Origin of the sequence: Methylosinus sp. H3A, assembly GCF_015709455.1 — a bacterium.
In the GTDB taxonomy this organism is placed as follows: Bacteria; Pseudomonadota; Alphaproteobacteria; order Rhizobiales; family Beijerinckiaceae; genus Methylosinus.
Genome location: NZ_JADNQW010000005.1, coordinates 1,995,243 through 2,011,897 on the forward strand (window position 1 = coordinate 1,995,243; position 16,655 = coordinate 2,011,897).

Annotated in this window: 20 protein-coding genes; 10 read left to right on the forward strand and 10 right to left on the reverse strand. The window is 66.8% G+C overall.

Going from position 1 to position 16,655, the window contains the following annotated elements; translation table 11 throughout:
- Positions 1-21: 21 nt before the first annotated feature.
- Positions 22-450 carry a universal stress protein gene (locus IY145_RS12320; protein WP_196408481.1) on the forward strand — a complete coding sequence of 143 codons (429 nt, stop codon included), beginning with the start codon at positions 22-24 and terminating at the stop codon, positions 448-450.
- Positions 451-471: 21 nt separating this feature from the next.
- Here IY145_RS12320 and IY145_RS12325 read toward each other — a convergent pair whose 3' ends face one another.
- Both IY145_RS12325 and IY145_RS12330 read right to left on the reverse strand, forming a co-directional pair.
- The gene (locus IY145_RS12325) at positions 472-939 is read right to left on the reverse strand and encodes a hypothetical protein (RefSeq protein WP_196408482.1); all 468 of its coding nucleotides are present in this window, start codon (positions 937-939) and stop codon (positions 472-474) included.
- 218 nt (positions 940-1,157) lie between these two features.
- The gene (locus IY145_RS12330) at positions 1,158-1,649 is read right to left on the reverse strand and encodes a Spy/CpxP family protein refolding chaperone (RefSeq protein ID WP_196408483.1); all 492 of its coding nucleotides are present in this window, start codon (positions 1,647-1,649) and stop codon (positions 1,158-1,160) included.
- 390 nt (positions 1,650-2,039) lie between these two features.
- Here IY145_RS12330 and IY145_RS12335 point away from each other — a divergent pair, with 390 nt between their 5' ends.
- Positions 2,040-2,660 carry a transglutaminase-like cysteine peptidase gene (locus IY145_RS12335; protein ID WP_196408484.1) on the forward strand — a complete coding sequence of 207 codons (621 nt, stop codon included), beginning with the start codon at positions 2,040-2,042 and terminating at the stop codon, positions 2,658-2,660.
- A 252-nt stretch (positions 2,661-2,912) separates the two neighbouring features.
- Here IY145_RS12335 and IY145_RS12340 read toward each other — a convergent pair whose 3' ends face one another.
- Both IY145_RS12340 and IY145_RS12345 read right to left on the reverse strand, forming a co-directional pair.
- Positions 2,913-3,440 (reverse strand): gamma carbonic anhydrase family protein, encoded by a 528-nt coding sequence (locus IY145_RS12340; protein ID WP_196408485.1) that lies wholly within the window; start codon positions 3,438-3,440, stop codon positions 2,913-2,915.
- A 214-nt stretch (positions 3,441-3,654) separates the two neighbouring features.
- Positions 3,655-4,284, reverse strand: coding sequence for a hypothetical protein (locus tag IY145_RS12345; protein WP_196408486.1), 630 nt, complete (start codon positions 4,282-4,284; stop codon positions 3,655-3,657).
- 106 nt (positions 4,285-4,390) lie between these two features.
- Here IY145_RS12345 and IY145_RS12350 point away from each other — a divergent pair, with 106 nt between their 5' ends.
- On the forward strand, positions 4,391-5,041 hold the full coding sequence (locus IY145_RS12350) for a hypothetical protein (protein WP_196408487.1): 651 nt from the start codon (positions 4,391-4,393) through the stop codon (positions 5,039-5,041).
- A 15-nt stretch (positions 5,042-5,056) separates the two neighbouring features.
- Here IY145_RS12350 and IY145_RS12355 read toward each other — a convergent pair whose 3' ends face one another.
- On the reverse strand, positions 5,057-5,452 hold the full coding sequence (locus IY145_RS12355; protein ID WP_196408488.1) for a DUF3126 family protein: 396 nt from the start codon (positions 5,450-5,452) through the stop codon (positions 5,057-5,059).
- 254 nt (positions 5,453-5,706) lie between these two features.
- A complete protein-coding gene (locus tag IY145_RS12360; RefSeq protein WP_196408489.1) occupies positions 5,707-6,246 on the reverse strand; it encodes a hypothetical protein in 540 nt (179 codons plus the stop codon).
- 198 nt (positions 6,247-6,444) lie between these two features.
- On the opposite strand from IY145_RS12360, the gene IY145_RS12365 reads away from it, so the two are divergent.
- The 6 genes from IY145_RS12365 to IY145_RS12390 all read left to right on the forward strand — a co-directional run bounded on the left by IY145_RS12365 (position 6,445) and on the right by IY145_RS12390 (position 12,154).
- Positions 6,445-7,062: a DNA-3-methyladenine glycosylase I gene (locus IY145_RS12365; protein WP_196408490.1), complete on the forward strand. Its 618-nt coding sequence runs from the start codon at positions 6,445-6,447 to the stop codon at positions 7,060-7,062.
- Positions 7,050-7,661, forward strand: coding sequence for an HD family hydrolase (locus IY145_RS12370; RefSeq protein WP_196408491.1), 612 nt, complete (start codon positions 7,050-7,052; stop codon positions 7,659-7,661). Before IY145_RS12365 ends, IY145_RS12370 begins: the two co-directional genes overlap by 13 nt.
- 47 nt (positions 7,662-7,708) lie before the next feature.
- Positions 7,709-8,221 carry a tyrosine phosphatase family protein gene (locus IY145_RS12375; RefSeq protein ID WP_196408492.1) on the forward strand — a complete coding sequence of 171 codons (513 nt, stop codon included), beginning with the start codon at positions 7,709-7,711 and terminating at the stop codon, positions 8,219-8,221.
- A 24-nt stretch (positions 8,222-8,245) separates the two neighbouring features.
- Positions 8,246-9,265 carry an NUDIX hydrolase gene (locus tag IY145_RS12380; RefSeq protein ID WP_196408493.1) on the forward strand — a complete coding sequence of 340 codons (1,020 nt, stop codon included), beginning with the start codon at positions 8,246-8,248 and terminating at the stop codon, positions 9,263-9,265.
- Between the two features lie 78 nt (positions 9,266-9,343).
- On the forward strand, positions 9,344-10,159 hold the full coding sequence (locus IY145_RS12385) for a hypothetical protein (protein ID WP_196408494.1): 816 nt from the start codon (positions 9,344-9,346) through the stop codon (positions 10,157-10,159).
- A gap of 315 nt (positions 10,160-10,474) precedes the next feature.
- Positions 10,475-12,154: a DUF882 domain-containing protein gene (locus IY145_RS12390; protein ID WP_312030582.1), complete on the forward strand. Its 1,680-nt coding sequence runs from the start codon at positions 10,475-10,477 to the stop codon at positions 12,152-12,154.
- A gap of 51 nt (positions 12,155-12,205) precedes the next feature.
- On the opposite strand, the gene IY145_RS12395 is transcribed toward IY145_RS12390, so the two are convergent.
- Entirely contained in the window at positions 12,206-12,838 is a 633-nt protein-coding gene (locus IY145_RS12395; protein WP_196408496.1) for a hypothetical protein, read from the reverse strand.
- Positions 12,839-12,940: 102 nt separating this feature from the next.
- Between IY145_RS12395 and IY145_RS12400 the strand changes: the two genes are divergently transcribed.
- Positions 12,941-13,279, forward strand: a complete 339-nt coding sequence (locus tag IY145_RS12400; protein ID WP_196408497.1) for a hypothetical protein — start codon at positions 12,941-12,943, stop codon at positions 13,277-13,279.
- A gap of 164 nt (positions 13,280-13,443) precedes the next feature.
- On the opposite strand, the gene IY145_RS12405 is transcribed toward IY145_RS12400, so the two are convergent.
- The 3 genes from IY145_RS12405 to IY145_RS12415 form a co-directional block, all read right to left on the reverse strand.
- Positions 13,444-14,808: a (Fe-S)-binding protein gene (locus IY145_RS12405; RefSeq protein WP_196408498.1), complete on the reverse strand. Its 1,365-nt coding sequence runs from the start codon at positions 14,806-14,808 to the stop codon at positions 13,444-13,446.
- A 42-nt stretch (positions 14,809-14,850) separates the two neighbouring features.
- Positions 14,851-15,678 carry a class I SAM-dependent methyltransferase gene (locus IY145_RS12410; protein ID WP_196408499.1) on the reverse strand — a complete coding sequence of 276 codons (828 nt, stop codon included), beginning with the start codon at positions 15,676-15,678 and terminating at the stop codon, positions 14,851-14,853.
- 100 nt (positions 15,679-15,778) lie between these two features.
- The gene (locus IY145_RS12415) at positions 15,779-16,525 is read right to left on the reverse strand and encodes a class I SAM-dependent methyltransferase (RefSeq protein WP_196408500.1); all 747 of its coding nucleotides are present in this window, start codon (positions 16,523-16,525) and stop codon (positions 15,779-15,781) included.
- Positions 16,526-16,655: the final 130 nt, after the last annotated feature.

Sequence of the window (16,655 nt, forward strand, 5' to 3'; positions counted from 1 at the left end):
CAAGCACAGGAGGGAGCGCTCATGCATGAAAAAATTCTCGTTCCGCTCGATTTGACCGAACCCGAGCTGACGCGCCTCGCGCTGGACGAAGCGCTTTCTTTCGCCGCAGGCGCGGCGAAGCCGAAACTGCGGCTCGTGAATGTGCAATCGCTGGTGCCCGTCGCCTTCATCGACTACATCCCGGCGAATTTCGACGAGGAGCTGCGCACCTCGGCCGAGCAGGAGCTCGCCGATGTCGCGGCCAAGATCGATTATCCGCAAAATCTGGTGACCACGGTGGTGCGTTTCGGCGCGATCTATCCGGAGGTGTTGGCGGAGGCGGAGGAGTGGGGCGCGGATCTCATCGTGCTCGGCTCGCATCGTCCGGCGATGTCGACCTATCTGCTCGGCTCCAACGCCAAGACGATCGTGCGTCACGCCAAATGCTCGGTGCTGGTGGTGCGCCACTGACGGCGGCGCGCCCTGCGCCGCTCAGTCCCTGCGATCTTCCTTGGCGCGGAGGCGCTCTCTGACGCATTCGCGAACGAATGCGCGCAGGCTCGACCGATCGACGCCGCGCGCAGCAGCCTCCTGCCGGCATTGCTGACGCTCGACGCGCGTCGAGACGCGGCCGAAATAGCATCGCCCCAAAAAGGCCTCGCGCTCGGGCCCGGCGAGGCTGCGCTCATTGGCGCGTCCCTGACAGGCGTGGCGAATGCGTCGCGCCTCGAATTTGGTCAGCCGCTTGCGCGTCGGCGCGGGCTCATGCGCCGATTTGCCGACGATCGGCGGCCCCGCCGGCGCGGGCTCGAAAGCCGGCGGCTTGTCGTTGTTGTTGCTGGCCGCGGAGGCCGGCGGCGCGAGCGCTGCGCCCAATAATGCGCAGACCAGAAGCCCCCAGCGGCCGACTGAGGCGCGGCGGGCTGGGCGGGCGCTCGGGGCGGCCGAAACGGGTTCCATTTCTTGTCTCGCGGCGAAGGGCGGAAGTTGTCTCGTGTCGGCGATGAGCAAGGGCTGAGGAAAGGCCTCTCCCTCACCCTTCCCCGCTGCGTGGGAAAGACGGCGGCGGGCGCCTCGCCAACGCAGGATAAAGCGCCGAATCGGCTCCCTCGCCAGGGTAGGCGAAAAGGGGAGGGCAGGGGGGCTCGGTCATTCCGCGCATTCGTCTACGCACGCTGTCAGCCGTTCCGGTCGGGGCGTATGCCGCGGCGGCGGAACAGGTCGTGGACGCCGAGCACGTCCCGCGGCAGCACGCGGTCTGCGATGCGCCTCTGCTCATCGGAGAGCGAGGCGAAGAAGCTCGTCTCGGCGTCGGCGAGGGCGCGCAAATTGTCCACATGGCGGCTCAATCGTTCGGCTCGCGCGCGCAGCGGCGCGCCGGGATCGCGCGGAACGCTGTCGCGATTGCGGTCGATCGCCGCGGCGACGATGGCGGCGTCGCGATCCTGAACCACGACTTGCAATTGCTGCTCGAAGGCCGAGAACAGCCGCTCCTGCTCGCCCGAGAGGCGCAGCGCGAGCCGCCATTCGTCGATATGGGTCTCGAGCGGGCTGCGCCGCGCGACGAAGGGATTGTCCGCGGCGCGATTGAACGGCTCGGCGACCGGCGCGCCGGCGACGACGCAGACGAGAAGGCTCGTCGCCAGGGCAATTGCGAAGCGCAGCAACATCGTCGTCGAACCCCGATGGAAACTCGGCCCGTGTCTCTACGCCGCCTTTGAGACGGAACCATGGCCGCCGCCGCAATTTCGTCCCTCGCCGTCGCCGAGGCAAGCCCGTTAACGACGATTTCGGCCCCCGCGTTAACGAACGCGCCAGCCGCGAGCAGAAGCGCCTGCTCGGGCGATGAGCCGAGGGCCCTCGGAGGCGTTGGAACACGGCGCATTTTCAGTCGGTTGTCGAAAATAGCGCGAAATTTCGCCTATTTCGGTCATCACTTGGTATACTTACAAATCATCCGGTCAAATCTAAATGGATTGGACGAAAAACTGAGCTATCGACTTACCGAGCGAGCAAAACAATAAATCTATTCTCGTCTCCAGATCGGGGAGACGACGAAGATGTTGCGTAGAGTGGCGAGAACGACGATGCGCGTGGCGCTGGCCGGCGCGATCTCCTTCTGGGGAGCGGCGCCCGTTCTGGCGGCTTCCGAGTCTCTGCTCCATGCCGCTCTCGGGCCGGAGACCAGCGTTCCGTATGGATGGCTGGATTTTTGTCATCGCTATCGCGGCGAATGCGATATCGACGCCTCCGCGCCGCGCGACATCGATCTCACCGCCAAGGCATATAAGGAGATTCAGCGCGTCAACGCCCATGTCAATCATGCGATCGAGCCCGTCTCCGACATGGAGCATTGGGGCGTCGTCGATCGGTGGGACTATCCCACCGACGGGAAGGGCGATTGCGAGGATTATGCGCTGATGAAGCGCCGCATGTTGATCGAGCTCGGCTTTCCCCGCGGCGCGCTGCTCATGACGGTGGTGAAGGAGAAGAACGGCGACGGCCATGCGATATTGACCGTCAAGACCAATCGCGGCGAATTCGTCCTCGACAATATGAATGACGCCGTGCGGCCCTGGACCAACACGCCCTATCGCTTCGTCAAGCGGCAATCGCAGTTCGACCAGAATATCTGGGTCGCGATCGACGATCCGAATGTTCCGCTCTTCGCGGCGCGCTGAGGCGGCTCAGGGGGAGTTTCCGTTCGTCGGTGCGAGCGCAGCGAAGCAAGCCGATGGCGCGCGTCATCCGAGCCGAGGGCTCCCTCCCTCATTCTCTCTCGCTTCGCGGGAGAGGGGACGGCGAGCGCAACGCGAAGCTTCGATGAAGCGCCGAATCTGTTCCCTCTCCCGCAAAGCGGGGGAGGGTTGGGGAGGGGGCTCGAGCGCCCTTCGCTCTGGTCGCTGCGCTCTTCGCGACGACCGCGAGGGCCGTCAGATCGGCTCCAGTCCTTTCGCATAGCGCTCGGCGTTCTCGACATAATGTTTCGCCGATTCGAGATTGCGCGCCAGCGCGCCCTCGTCGAGCGTTCGCACGACGCGGGCCGGCGCGCCGACGATCAGGCTATTGTCGGGGAATTCCTTATTCTCGGTGACGAGCGAATTGGCGCCGACGAGGCAGTTGCGGCCGATCTTCGCGCCATTGAGGATCGTCGAGCCCATGCCGATGAGGCTCGCCTCGCCGATGATGCAGCTGTGCAGAATGACGCCATGGCCGATGGTGCAATCGGCGCCGATCGTCAGCGGAAAGCCCATATCGGTGTGGAGAACGCTGTTGTCCTGAATATTGCTGCGCGCGCCCACGGTGATCCATTCATTGTCGCCGCGCAGCACGCAGCCGAACCAAATGTTGGCGTCCTCGTCGAGCTGCACGCGGCCGATGATCCGAGCGTCCGCCGCGACCCAGAAGCGGCCGGAGGCCGGCAGGCGCGGCGCGACGCCGTCGAGTTTGTAGAGGGGCATGGTCTCCTCGTCTCCCGGGCCCGTTTTCGCGGTCGGCCTCGGAGCGAGGCGCGCAGGGGCTTCGTGGGCTTTTTAGAGTCTTTGGCGGGAAGAGGGAACCGCGAGCGGAGACGATGGGCCGGTTCGAAGTCCCGCTAGAGTCATTCCGCTCCGCGCAAATCGAAAGGCGCGCGAAGATCGCGCGCCCTCCTCTGCTCTGCAGGTTTCGGCGTCCTCAGTCCTCGCTGCGGAGGCGCTTGGCGACGCCGCTGACCTGGATGATGGCGGGATTGGTGGGAGGAGCGGGAGAATCGATGACGAGAAACAATTCTTTCCCCCGCTCGATCGCGATGATGTCGGCCTGCACGTTGGAGAAGCCCTTGAAGACCTGAGTCAGGTCCAGAGCGCCGTTGCAATCGCTCGCCAGCGAATACACGCCGGCGAACGGCCCGGTAACCGGGTCGCCGTTGATTCTGCCGGTCACAGTGGCGCTGAACTTGCCCGCGCCGTCGAAAGTGACGGAAGCGATCAGATTGATTTTCCGCTCGGGAAGGCTCGGAACCTGCAAGACGCCGTCCAGCTTGACGGCGTAAGCGCCGCGCAGGCTCGAGAGCGAGCAGCCGTGCGTTTGGCCGGCGTTGGCGTTAGGCGCAAACCCCAGGCCGAATGCGGCCAGGGCCAAGAGAGACAAGCGGGACGCAAATCCTTTGCTCATCGAACGCATATTGACCTCCATTATTATCGATTCTCTAGAAAACGCTGGTAGTTGGGCGTCACCGACGCCGCTTTCGAGCCGGGAGCCAGCTCGAGCGCAACTGTCCGTCGATTCTCCTGTTTTGACAATGCGCCGGCTCGCGCCGCGCATAGAAGCGTGCGGCTGCGGCGATCCGATGACAGCCGCGCCGCGCGCGAAGCCGGCTGGAATCGGTTAAGCTCGGCCGATCGCCCTTCGCTCCACTTTCCCGAGAGTCATGCGTCTCTTTCTCCTCGCTCTGGTGCTGGCGCTGCTCGCCGCGGGGGCCAATCGCCTCCTCCGCAAAACCGATGAGGCCGAGCCCGCCATCGTCGCCGCCAGCCTCGGCGACGCGCGCTTCGCCTATGCTCCCGCCTTTGCGCGCGACGAATCGACGCGCTATGGCGGCGCGCTCGACCGTCTCTCCTTTCTCGCCGTGCTGCCGGATTTCGCCCCGCCGCCGAGGCCGAGCGCCGATCCGCGGCGGCGCGCCTCCGAGGAGCTCGATCCGATGCGCGTCTTCGTCACGCTCGCGCCGCGCGACGAGGCGCTCGATCCCGCCGAGCGGCCGTCGCGGCTCTATGCGCGCTTTCTGGAGAGCGAAGTGTGGGCCGGGCCGGGCGGCCTCGTGATGCGCCGATTCGAGCCGGGATCGCCCTATGAGCTCGAGCAGCTCTATCTCGCGCCGCCCGATGGAACGGAATTTTTCGCGCGCTGCCCGCGTCGCGACGCGGGGTTTCTCGGCTCGGCTCCCTGCATCTGGGCGCTGCGGTGGAAGACGCTGGACGTCGAGGCGCGTTTTTCCGCCGCGCTGCTGCGCGATTGGGAGGAGCTCGCGAGGGGCCTGCGCGCCTTTTTGGCGTCGATCGACGGCGATCGGCCGCGCTGACGCGGTCTCGACCCGTCAGAAATCGTCGAGGTCGAAGTCGAGTATGGCGATCTGCAGCGTGTAGCTCTGCTGCTTGGGGTCGTCGGCGGAGATGACACCGAGGAAATCCTCGCCGCAATTGAGCTCGACCGAATCGGTCTTGCGGCCCCGCGGCGCGATCGTCAGACCGTCGTTCTCGAACAGCTTGCGCAGATAGGATTGCAGCGTCTCGCGCCCGACGGGCAGCTTCATCGCGAAGGCGAAGGAGCGGTCGCCGTCCTCGTCGTCGAGAGAGATGGAGGCGATCTTGCGTTCGCCGAGGTGAACGGCTCCTTCATCGGGATTCTTGGGATCGGGCGTCACGCGAATGCCCTCATTGCCCAACGACCGGCGCAAGAAGGCCTGCAGTTTGCGCAGTTCGATCTTGTCCAACTTCCGGTCTCCCCGCTTCTCGCGCTTCTTGCCGAGCGCCTCGCCATCGTCTCGCGACCCGCTGCCTGTGCCATGAAACGCCGCCGCGCCGCAAGAGGCCGCCCGGCTCTCTCCACTTGCAGAAGCGAAAGCCCGGCGCTTCTCGCGCGGCCTCTCTAAACGAAAAGCCTGGCGCTTCTCGCGCCGATCTCTCGAAATGAAAAGCCCGGCGCTTTTTGCGCCGGGCCTGTCGATCGTCCAGCTGTCGCCGGCGCTCACTCGCCCGCGGCTTTGAGGCGCTTGTTGCATTCGCTCCAATATTTCGGCCAGGTGGCCTTGGGGTCGGCCTTCAGCAGCTCGGCCTTTTTCGCCTTCCATTCGGCGCCGCATTTCTTCTGGCGGGCGGTCTGGGCGGCCTTGCCCTCGCTCAGCGGCTTCGCGGGCTTGGCCGCGGCGGCCGGGGTCGGGGTTGGGGCGGGCGTCGGCGCGGGAGCGGGCGTGGCGGCGGCCGGAGCCGGCGTGGGGGCGGGCGTCGGCGCGGGCTCGGGCGCGGCGGCCGGGATCGGCGCCGCCGGAGCGGGAGCGGCGGCGGCCGGTGCGGTCTCGGCGGGCTGCTCGGAGAGGCGGACGCGGCAGGCCTTCAGAAAATCCTGCCAGCTCTGACCCTTCAGCTCATTGGCGGATTTGGCGGCTTGATATTGCGAGCCGCATTCCTTCAAAACATTCGCCTGCGCTTTCGCTTCACCCGCGGCGACGGCGGCCAGGGCGACTGCGAGGGCGCCGGCAGCAGCGTAAGAGACGAGACGGATCGACATAAAATTTCTCCTTGGTGAGCGCCGTCGCCGATGAAGATTCGTCGGCGCAATCGGCTCCCGACGGCCGCACTGCGAGCACGGCCTGTGCCAATTGTCTTGCATCGACGCATGGGCCGCAAGCTCGCCGGGACCGCAATGAGGATGTTATGAAACGCTCTTTCGGCTCAGATGGCGCGTTCCGCGCGCGAGGGAAGGGGCATGGCCGCCAAACGTGAAAACCCACTCGCCTGGCGAGATGCGCCGGCGCTCGCTCATCCGGACGGGCTTTTGCGTTGTCCTTGGGCCGGTTACGATTCGCTCTACGTCGCCTATCACGACGAGGAGTGGGGTCGGCCGGAGCGCTGCTCGCGCGCTCTGTATGAAAAACTGATCCTCGACGGATTCCAGGCGGGCCTCTCCTGGATCTCGATTCTGCGCCGCCGCGAGGGCTTCCGCGCCGCATTCGAGGGTTTCGATCCGCATTCGATCGTGCGATTCGACGCCGCGCGCGTCGAAACTTTGATGCAAAATCAGGCAATCATCCGCAATCGCGCCAAGATCACAGGCGCCGTCGCCTCGGCGCGCGCCTGGATAGAGATCGAGGAGCGCGTGGGATTTTCGAATTATCTCTGGGACTTCGTCGACGGCGTCCCGATCGTCAACCGCCCGCGCACGACGGCCGGCGTTCCGACCGAGAGCGAAATTTCGCGCCGCCTCGCCAAAGATCTGAAGGCGCGAGGCTTCGCCTTCTGCGGCCCGACGATCGTCTACGCCTTCATGCAGGCGGTGGGCATGGTCGACGACCATCTGGCGGAGTGCCACCGATGCGCGGAGTGAAGGCCGAGGCGGCCCCCCGCGCCTGGCAGCGCATGCTGTCCGGCCGGCGGCTCGATCTGCTCGATCCATCGCCGCTGGATGTGGAAATCGAGGATATCGCCCATGGGCTCGCCCGCGTCGCCCGCTGGAACGGTCAGACGCATGGCCCACATATATTCTCGGTCGCCCAGCACAGCCTGCTGGTCGAGGAGATCGCCTGCGCCCTCACGCCCGGGCTCGGGCGCGAGGGGCGGCTGTTCATGCTGCTTCATGACGCACCGGAATATGTGATCGGCGACATGATCTCCCCCTTCAAAGCCGTCATAGGCGACACATACAAGAGCGTGGAGAAACGCATTCTGACGGCGATCCTGCTGCGCTTTTCGCTGCCGACGGAGCCGGACGCCGCGCTTTTGCGTCTCGCCAAACGGGCGGATCGCGCCTCGGCTTTTTTCGAGGCGGTGGGTCTCGCCGGCTTTACACGCGCGGAAGCCGAGCGCATCTTCGGCCGTCCGGGGTTGGCGCCCGACGCTTGCGCGCGAGCGTTGGAGCCGCTTTCGGTCGAGGCCGCGCAGCAGCGCTTTCTCGCGCGCTTCGCCGCTGTCGAGCGAGGCGAATAGCGACGCATCGAGGATGAGGCATCGAAGTGACACAGAGAAGGTGAGACATGGCGCACCTCTATGTCTGTTCGCTTACGAAGGTCGTCGACACGGTGCGCGCCAGCGGCGCGCGCTCGCTCATCACCATTCTGACCGCCGGCGCCTCGCTGGCGCGCCCGAGCCAGATCGTCCCGGAGCGCCATTTGCGCCTCGCCGTCTCCGACATAGAGGCGGACCAGGACGGCCATGTGTTCGCCAATGGCGCCCATATAGAGAGCCTGCTGGCCTTCGCCGGCGCCTGGGACCGGCGCGAGCCGCTCGTCATCCATTGCTACGCGGGCGTCAGCCGCTCGCCGGCGGCGGCCTTCATTCTCGCCTGCGCGCTGGCGCCGCAGCGCGCCGAGAGCGAATTGGCGTGCGAGCTGCGCCGCGCCTCGCCGACCGCCACGCCCAACCGCCGGCTCGTCGCGCTCGCCGATCGCATCCTCGCGCGCGACGGCCGCATGACGGCGGCCATCGCCGAGATCGGCCGCGGCGCCGACTGCTATGAGGGTGCGCCCTTCGCGCTCGAGCTCGCCTGACGCCAATTTCATGACGAGCTTTTCATGACGAGCTTCGACCATCCGCGCGCGCCGGAGGGATCGCCGCGCGAGCCGGAGGGGCCGCTGCCGGTCGCCATCGGCCTCACCGCCGCGATCGTCGCCGCGCAGGAGGACGAGCCGCTCATCCTCACTGTCGCCGCCTCCGGGGAGGACGCCCGCGCGGCGCTGCCCTCCGGTCCCTTCGATCCGGTGCGCCACCGCACATTCGAGATCGGCCTGCGCGCCTGGGTCGCCGAGCAGACCGGCATGACGCTCGGCTATGTCGAGCAGCTCTATACGTTCGGCGACCGCGGTCGCCACGCCCGCGCCGGCGACCGCGATCCGCATGTCGTCTCCGTGGGCTATCTGGCGCTGACCCGCATCGCCGAGGGACAGGCGGGCGACATTCGCGGCTTCCGCAGCTGGTACGAATTCTTCCCCTGGGAGGATTGGCGCGGCGGCCGGCCCGAGCTGATGGAGACGACGATATTGCCGGGCCTCTCGGCCTGGGTGGAGGAGGCGCCGGACGCGCTCTCCTCCTCCGGGCTGCGACGGCGCGACCGCGTCAATCTTCTGTTCCGGCCACAGGGCAGGGGGCTCGACGAGGAGAATGCGCTCGAGCGCTATGAGCTGCTCTATGAGGCCGGCCTCGTCGAGGAGGCCTGGCGCGACGGACGCGAGGCGGCGTTGAAGCGCGGCGTGAAGCCGCCGCCGCTAGGCGCGGCCATGCAGCACGATCATCGGCGCATTCTCGCCACCTCGATGGGCCGGCTGCGCGCCAAGATGAAATACCGCCCGGTGATCTTCGAGCTGATGCCGCCGGCGTTCACGCTCACCGAGCTGCAGCGCACGGTGGAGGCCATCGCCGGCCGCCATCTCCACAAGCAGAACTTCCGACGCCTCGTGGAAACGTCGGCCGCCGTCGAGCCGACGGGCGAGGTGTCGCTGAAGACCGGCGGCCGTCCCGCCGCCCTTTTTCATTTTCGCCGCAATGTCTTGCAAGAACGTCCTGCGCCCGGCCTGAGGGTCGGCATCAGAGGATGATCCGGGCTTTAAGAGACTATTCACCATGATGAGGTGAATCTCCTCTTGTCGGACGTCAGTAGAGCGTAGGGGTGTTTCTTGGGATATCTGTCGCCGCCGCCTGCTCCGGCGCCGGTCGTCGTCTACAAGGATGTCGGCGGTCTCGTCTCGGAGTATCAGGCGCAAACGGAAATATACCGCCGCGAGGGCCGCGAGGTTCGCCTGCACGAATGCCGGTCGGCCTGCACGATGGCTCTCAGCCTGCCCAATGTCTGCGTCTATCCGGATTCGCTGGTCAAATTCCATTTGGCCTATAATGCGATAGACCATCAGACCGACGCCGGCGTCTCCGCCGAGCTGTTCAATTACTATCCCGCCGCAGTGCGCGAGCGGCTCGGCTATCTGACCCGCCAATATCGGGTGTTGAACGGCAATGAGCTGATTTCACTAGGCATTCGCAATTGCAACGGCAGCGATCGCACGATGATCGCCTCCGCCGGCCGCAGCCGGCGCGCCGCCCAGACCCTCGCCTCCGCCGCGCCGGCGCCCGATCCGCTGGGCGATCTCGCCCAGAAAGTGCGGGGCGCCGTGTCTCAGGCTTTCGCCGACCCCGCCGCGCCGCCGCAGGGGCCGATCCGCCTCGCCCTCGCCGCGCGCGATCGGCTGGCGGCGACCGGGGCGGTCGATCCCATGACGACGGCCTCCATCCGCGCCAATGGCGCTGCGCCGGTCGAGGCTCCCGAGCCGCCGCGCCGTCCGCCCTCGGGCGCCTTCACCCCTCGCGACGCCGAGGCGCAGACTCGGCCCGAGGAGCCGGCTGTCGCAGCCGCGCCTGCTCCGATCATCCCCGGAGGCCAGCCTATTCTCGCCTCGGGCGTCTTCGTCCCGCCCCTCGCCGCCGTCGCGACGCATTGACTTTCAACGTGAACTCGACATTGTGTCGCAAAGGCGGCTGGGCAATTTTTCGCCATTATGTCGAAATAGCGTGCCTCCCCTAAGGGCGAGACTGATTCGCCCGTCATAGGGGGAAGACTGCGTCCAGCGGCGCTAAGGCGCCGGCAAGGGCGAAACCGTGATCGATCGCATGATCGATTTTCGGCGCGTTCGGCGCTCGCGTCTTGGAATTCATTTCGTCGGGCGTTCGCCCGTCGACCAGCGGAAAGAAGAGACGTTTTGCACGATTGGCGGGAAGGCGCGCCTCTCCTCTCACGACGGTCTATCGCGCCGCTCGTGAGCGCTGTGGCGGCGCTCACGACGGCGCTCCTGGCGGCGCTGACTCCGTCCTTCACCGAAGACGCGGTCGCCAATGGCGAGACGCGCACGCTCTATCTCTTTCACACCCACACCAAAGAGCAGATCGCCGCGACCTATCTGGTCGGCGGGCGCTACGACCAATCCGTGCTGGAGCAGCTGAACTGGTTCCTGCGCGACTGGCGGCGCGACGAGCCGACCAAGATGGACCCGCATTTGTTCGATGTCGTGTGGGAGGCCTATCGGCAGGCCGGCGCGTCCGAGCCCGTCCATGTCGTCTCCGCCTATCGCTCGCCGGAGACCAACGCCATGCTGCGCCGGCGTTCGCGCGCGGTGGCGAAATATTCGCAGCATATGCTCGGCAAGGCGATGGACACCACAATGCCCGGCATGTCCATGGAGCAGATCCGCGAGATCGGCATGCGCATGCAGCGCGGCGGAGTCGGCTATTATCCGACCGCCGGCACGCCTTTCGTGCATCTCGACGTCGGCGGCGTGCGGTCCTGGCCGCGCATGAACTATGACCAGCTCGCCCGGCTGTTCCCGGACGGCAAGACTGTGCATCTGCCGACCAATAATCAGCCGCTCGCGCGTTATGAGGAGGCCAAGGCCGAGATCGAGGCGCGCGGCAATGGCGCCTATGTGCCGGCCGTCGAGCGCCAGAGCAAGGGTCTCTTCGCCATGCTGTTCGGCGGCGGCGAGGAGGACGAGGACAACGCCGTCGCGACGGCGCCGCCGCCGGCCGCGCGCAAGCAATGGGCGTCTCTGGCGCCGCGCCGCTCGGCCGCCCGTCCCTCCGCCGAAGCGGATGAGGAGAGCGCCGAAGCCGCCCCCGCCGACAAGCCGAGCCGCCGCGAGCAAGAACGCATCGTGACGGCCGAGCGCGATCTGCCGCGCGGCGAGACGCAGCTGCGCGCGGCGCCCGCCGCGCCCCGCACGACGGAACGGGAGAAGCCCGTCGCCGTGGCGTCGCTCGGGCTCTCGGCCGAGGAGGCGATGATCGAGGCGAAGCTCGACGCCGCGATCGCGGCCCCGCTGCCGCCGCGGCGGCCTATGTTTCTCTCGCTCGTCGGGGCGCCTCTGCCGCCGTCGCGACCGAGCGAGCTCGCGTCGCTGGCGAGCATTCCGGCCGCCGCTCCGCCGACCGCAGCTCCGTCCGCCCCCGCCCGACGGGCCGGCGGCGCCATTGCGAGCCTCGTCGATCTCGGCGCCGCCAGCCTGCGCGGCGGCGTCTCGGAGGAGGCCCCGCGCAGCGTCCCGCAGCCGGTCGCGCGTCCGGCGACGCTGGCCGTCGCCAAGCCGGAGCCGCTGCTCGCCTATGCGCCCTCCGCCGCCCAATCCCTTCCTTATGGGGCCGGCGATTTGCCCACCGCTTCGGATCTGCGCATTGCGCCCGTCAAGCCGGCGCCCGCAGCCAAGCCCAAAGTGGAGCTGGTGCCGGCGCGTCTCGACCGCTCCAACTTCCAGACCTTGACCACCGCCGTCTCGGCGAGCCGGCTGCCGGGCGGAACGACGCTCGGGACCACTTTCGCGGCGCCGCGCTCCGCGGCGCGCGCCGATTTGGGCTTGTTCGCGCCCTTGACGGCGAGCGGACAGGCGCAGGCTTTCGCCGGCCAGGCGGCGATTTTGCCGACGGATCGCTTCGTCTCGGCGCGCTGAGCGGCCCGCTCCCTCGCTTTCGCGGGAGAGGGCTGGGGAGGGGCCTCGCCCCTAATCCTTTATCTCGGTCTGGATCGTGAAAATATCGTAGGGCGGCGTCGCCTCGCCATTGGCGTAGGGCTCTCCCTCGCCGATCGCGCCGTCGGGCGAGACCGAACGCCGGATCATGCCGCCGATCGCCCCGCCATAGACATGAAGCGCGATCGAAACCTCCGCGGCCAGCGCATTGGCGAGCGCGGCGGAGGCGCCCGCCTTCGAGAGACGCGCCTCGACGGCGCCTCTCTCCAGCGTGCGAGCCTCCTCGGCCTCCGCGGGCAGGCGCCGCGCCACGGCGCCGCGCAGCACGCCGGTGATTTCCCAGACGCCCGGCTGCTCCAGCGACAGGCCCGCGCCGCCGGCGAGGACGGAGGCGACGACGGTGAAGCGCTCCTCCCCGTCGCTATAGAGCTGGACCTGTCGGCCCCGCGCCGGCAGAGCGGCGGCGAAAACCTCCGGCAGGCAGTCGTCGCTGGCGACGAGGCGGGTCATGAGGTCGCGGCCGATGAGAAGAATCTCTCGCTCGCTGTCGGCGAGCTCGACCATCGATTGAATGTCCCAGATGAATCGTTTGAGCGCCGGCGGAACCGGCCCTCTTTCGCCTGTCGGCGGGGCGGCTTGCGCCGCATCGGTCGCTGTGGTGGTCATTCCTCGAAAATGCAAGCGTCGCGCCATGCGGCGCGAATCGAGACTGGCGCCGCAATTGATGGGGACGCTCGCAGCGGTGTCCGCGGCGACGGAGCAGGGGCGGTGATCAAGGACTATATTCCGGAGCTGAGCGAGGTCCGCATGGTGCGTCGCGCGCCGGAGCGGCCTTTCGCGCTCAATGGGACCGACGCCCGCTATGTCGAGAATTGCCTGCGGGACTTCGAGGCGGCCTTCGGCCTCGACGCCTATCCGGGCGTTCCGTTCGAGCAAATTCCGGGGCGGGCGCTGATCGGCGATTTCATCGACTGGTGGCGCGGGCTCGAGCCCGTGGGCGAGGCGCAGCAGAACGCCCATTCCCGCCTGCCGGGAGCGATCCGCCTGCTCGACACCGTATCGGCGCTGATGGAGGAACTCTCCCAGCGTCGCGCGGGGGAGAGCTGAGCGCGCTGGCGTTCATTTCTGTCGGATAGCCGACAAAGCTGGACGGTTGCGCGCGAAGCGGGCCTTATGGCCCTCTGGCGAGAGCGCGCGTCCGACAATGCCTCCGCCGCTTGGCGTGGATGGCCGGGACAAGCCCGGCCATGACGGCCTTGGTGGCTCTCGCCCTATTCCGCGGGCTGCGCCGGTTGCAGCGCGTCGCGCAGCAGAAGCGCGATATGGCGCGCCTTGCGGCCACTGCCATGCTCGATCTGATGGCGGCACGAAAAGCCATTGGCGATCAGCGGCGCGTCGGGCGCGGCGTCGCGCATCGCCGGTAGCAGCGAAAGCTCCGCCATTTTCATCGAGGTCTCGTAATGCTCGGCCTCCAGGCCGAAGCTGCCGGCCATGCCGCAGCAGCTCGTCTCGACGATGTCGAAGGAAAAGCCCGGAATCCAGCCGAGCACTTTTTTCGTCGCCTTCATCACGCCGAAGGCCTTCTGATGGCAATGGCCATGCACCACCGCCTTGGGCAGATCGAGCGGCTTCAGCGCGAGGCGCAGGCCCTTGTTCTGATGCTCGCGGGCCAGAAACTCCTCGAGCAGAAAGAGCTGCTTGCCGAGATCGCCGACCTCCGGCCCGAGGCCGAGGCTGTAGAGCTCGTCGCGCAGCGACAGAAGGCAGGAGGGCTCGAGGCCGATGATCGGCGTCTTGGCGGCGATCTCGCCGCGGAAGGCGGCGAGCACGCGCTCCGCCTCGCCGCGGGCCTTCTTCACCATTCCGGTGGTGAGATAGGTGCGGCCGCAGCACAGCGGACGATCCGGCTCCGCATCGGTCGGGGCCGGCTCGGCGATGCGGACGCTATAGCCGGCATGCTCCAGCACCTCGACGGCGGCCTCGGCCACATGCGGATCGAAGTGATGACAGAAAGTGTCGACGAAGAGGATCACCTCGCCGCGCGCGCCGACGCCGGCCGCCGGGGCGGAGCGTGTGAAAGCCGCCGGCGCGGGCTCGGGAATCGGACGGCGGGCGGTGACGCCGATCCATTTTTCCGCGAGCTTGGACAGAAGACGCGAGCGATTGCGCAGCCGAATGCCGAAGCGCAGCAGCGCGCGATGCCGCCCCGCCCATTCCGGCACGCCGCCGAACAGGCGCAGCCGCTTCGGCACGCCGACGATCTCATGACGCTGGGCGAGATATTCGGTCTTGATCAGCGTCATATCGACGGCGCTGGGACATTCCTTCTTGCACGCTTTGCAGGAGACGCAGAGGTCCATCGCCTCGTCGAGGCGCGGGTCGGCGAAGGCGCGCTCGTCGGTTCCGTCGTTGAGCGCGGCCTTGAAGGCGGCGACTCGGGCCTCGGTCGAATGTTTCACATCGCCGGTGACGCGATAGCTCGGGCACATGACGCCCTTGGCGGTCTTCTGACAATCGCGGCTGTGCATGCACACGGCGACCGCCTTGGCGTAATTGCCGCCGGTCGCCGGAATGCCGGAATAGGCGTCGCCTATGCCGTAAGTGTCGTAAGCCGACCAGTCGAGAAATGTCTTCATGCCGCCCGTTCCTCGGGCGGCATGAAAGCAATTTTTACGCCGTCAGCCGACGGCTTGGGCCTCTTCCAGAGCGGCGGCGGCCTCCTGCGCGGGAGCCGCGGGCTTGCGTCCATAGGTGACGATCCACAGTCCGGCGCGCACCTGCTCGATCGCCTCATAGCCGGCGCGCTGGAAATAGGTCTCGAGCTCTTGGGGCGTCGAGGTCTTGCTGATCTGCGCCGGCCGCTCGAAGGGCGGAACCGCGCAATGCTCCTCGAAGAATTTCCAGCCGAGGTCGGAGGTGATGTCGACATTGTCGACGAGCATGCGTCCGCCCGGCCGCAGAATGCGGAAGCCTTCCTTGATGTAGCTGTAGCGATCCCATTCCTCGAGATGCATGAAGACGACCGTGCTGTAGACGACGTCGACGGAGGCGTCCGGCACGGCGGAGAGATCGAAGCCGCTGGTCGCGACGGTGCGAACATTGTCGAAAGCGGCAAGGCGCTGGCGAATATGGCCGAGCATGTTCTCGGCGACATCGGCGCCGATCCATTCTTTGCAGATGGGGGCCAGCGCGGCGCCGACGCGGCCGACGCCGGCGCCGATCTCCAGCACCACATCGTTCGGCCCTATGCCGACATAGTTCTGCAGCATGTCGCGCGTGCCCTCGCCCATCTGGCGATACAGATCCTCGTCGATATAGCCGCTGACGGCCATTTTCGCATTGTCTTCGGAGACCGAGACGGAGTTCCAGATCGTCTTGTACTGGCTGCGATTGAGCTTGACGTGCTCCACGGGGAGCGGCTCGTTCTTCAACCCGACCAGGGAACGAAGCGCGCGCAACATGCGTCTGCCGAAGGGGAGCTGCTTGGCGTTGTCCTGAATGCTCATACCATTCCTCTATGAAGAGACGCCCGCTGGCGGCGCGCGCCTTGTCGGATCGGGCGGCGCAGACGAAAGGGCCGGGCCCCCGCCGCGCCGCGAGACGTCGTCACCCGACCGAAGCGCTCCGTCTGGCGAATACGGAAAATGTCGGAAGGACGTTGCCCGCCGTCCCGATGATGTCGTTCAGCACGGCGACGTCGTCATAGCCGAGCGCCGCGAGCACGGCGAGAATGTCGTCCCTGTGCATCCAATTGGGAAAATCCATCGAGCCTCCGCAAAAGGCCACGCTGCGATCGCCATAGCCGCGCGCATAGAGACGCACGTCGAGATTTTCGAACCGCTGCGTCGCGCTGGGGGGGAGCTGGTCGTCGTCGACCATGACCGTCCAAAGATAAATGGCGTCGGCGCGCTCCGACATGGCGCGCAGCAGCCGCAACGGCTCGCGCATATGGTAGAGCACGCCGCTCGCGACGATGAGATCATATCGCTTCTGCGTCTGCTCGAGCCATTGCACGAAGTCGCCGAGATAGAAGCGGGCGTTGGGGAAATCGAGAACTTCCCGCGTCACCAGACATTTCAGAAAGGCGAGCCGGTTGGCCTCCACCGCGTCGACATGGGCGCCTGCCCTCGCCAGCATATAGGTGTGCGCGGCTTCCAGCGGGCCGAGCTCCAGCACTTTGCGATCCGTGAGATCGCCATAGCGCTCGATCGTCCAGCTGATGCGCGGATCGTCGAAGGCCGGCAGTCGTCCGGCCGTGAGGCCATATTCGACGGGAAAATGGCAGTTCCAGCCGGGAATCGTGTCGACGGCGTTCTGGAATGACGGGGCGCGCGTCTCGTCGCCCGTAAACAAATTCGCGACCGGAACCTCCTCGGAACGGGGGCGCCGTCTGAACCAATGTCGTCCTATCAATGCCGAGACCTCGCCTTTCGAATTCGGGCCGCGCGCGAGCCCCTAGCACAAATTTCACGACGGCGCTCGC

Excerpts from the sequence above, each read along its gene's own strand:
- IY145_RS12380 (WP_196408493.1), top strand. The coding sequence starts at position 8,246 with ATGACGAGCTTCGACCATCCGCGCGCGCCGGAGGGATCGCCGCGCGAG.
- IY145_RS12410 (WP_196408499.1), bottom strand. The coding sequence starts at position 15,678 with ATGAGCATTCAGGACAACGCCAAGCAGCTCCCCTTCGGCAGACGCATG.
- IY145_RS12345 (WP_196408486.1), bottom strand. The coding sequence starts at position 4,284 with ATGCGCGGCGCGAGCCGGCGCATTGTCAAAACAGGAGAATCGACGGAC.
- IY145_RS12375 (WP_196408492.1), top strand. The coding sequence starts at position 7,709 with ATGGCGCACCTCTATGTCTGTTCGCTTACGAAGGTCGTCGACACGGTG.
- IY145_RS12320 (WP_196408481.1), top strand. The coding sequence starts at position 22 with ATGCATGAAAAAATTCTCGTTCCGCTCGATTTGACCGAACCCGAGCTG.
- IY145_RS12365 (WP_196408490.1), top strand. The coding sequence starts at position 6,445 with ATGGCCGCCAAACGTGAAAACCCACTCGCCTGGCGAGATGCGCCGGCG.
- IY145_RS12360 (WP_196408489.1), bottom strand. The coding sequence starts at position 6,246 with ATGTCGATCCGTCTCGTCTCTTACGCTGCTGCCGGCGCCCTCGCAGTC.
- IY145_RS12335 (WP_196408484.1), top strand. The coding sequence starts at position 2,040 with ATGTTGCGTAGAGTGGCGAGAACGACGATGCGCGTGGCGCTGGCCGGC.
- IY145_RS12330 (WP_196408483.1), bottom strand. The coding sequence starts at position 1,649 with ATGTTGCTGCGCTTCGCAATTGCCCTGGCGACGAGCCTTCTCGTCTGC.
- IY145_RS12370 (WP_196408491.1), top strand. The coding sequence starts at position 7,050 with ATGCGCGGAGTGAAGGCCGAGGCGGCCCCCCGCGCCTGGCAGCGCATG.
- IY145_RS12350 (WP_196408487.1), top strand. The coding sequence starts at position 4,391 with ATGCGTCTCTTTCTCCTCGCTCTGGTGCTGGCGCTGCTCGCCGCGGGG.
- IY145_RS12405 (WP_196408498.1), bottom strand. The coding sequence starts at position 14,808 with ATGAAGACATTTCTCGACTGGTCGGCTTACGACACTTACGGCATAGGC.
- IY145_RS12340 (WP_196408485.1), bottom strand. The coding sequence starts at position 3,440 with ATGCCCCTCTACAAACTCGACGGCGTCGCGCCGCGCCTGCCGGCCTCC.
- IY145_RS12395 (WP_196408496.1), bottom strand. The coding sequence starts at position 12,838 with ATGACCACCACAGCGACCGATGCGGCGCAAGCCGCCCCGCCGACAGGC.
- IY145_RS12325 (WP_196408482.1), bottom strand. The coding sequence starts at position 939 with ATGGAACCCGTTTCGGCCGCCCCGAGCGCCCGCCCAGCCCGCCGCGCC.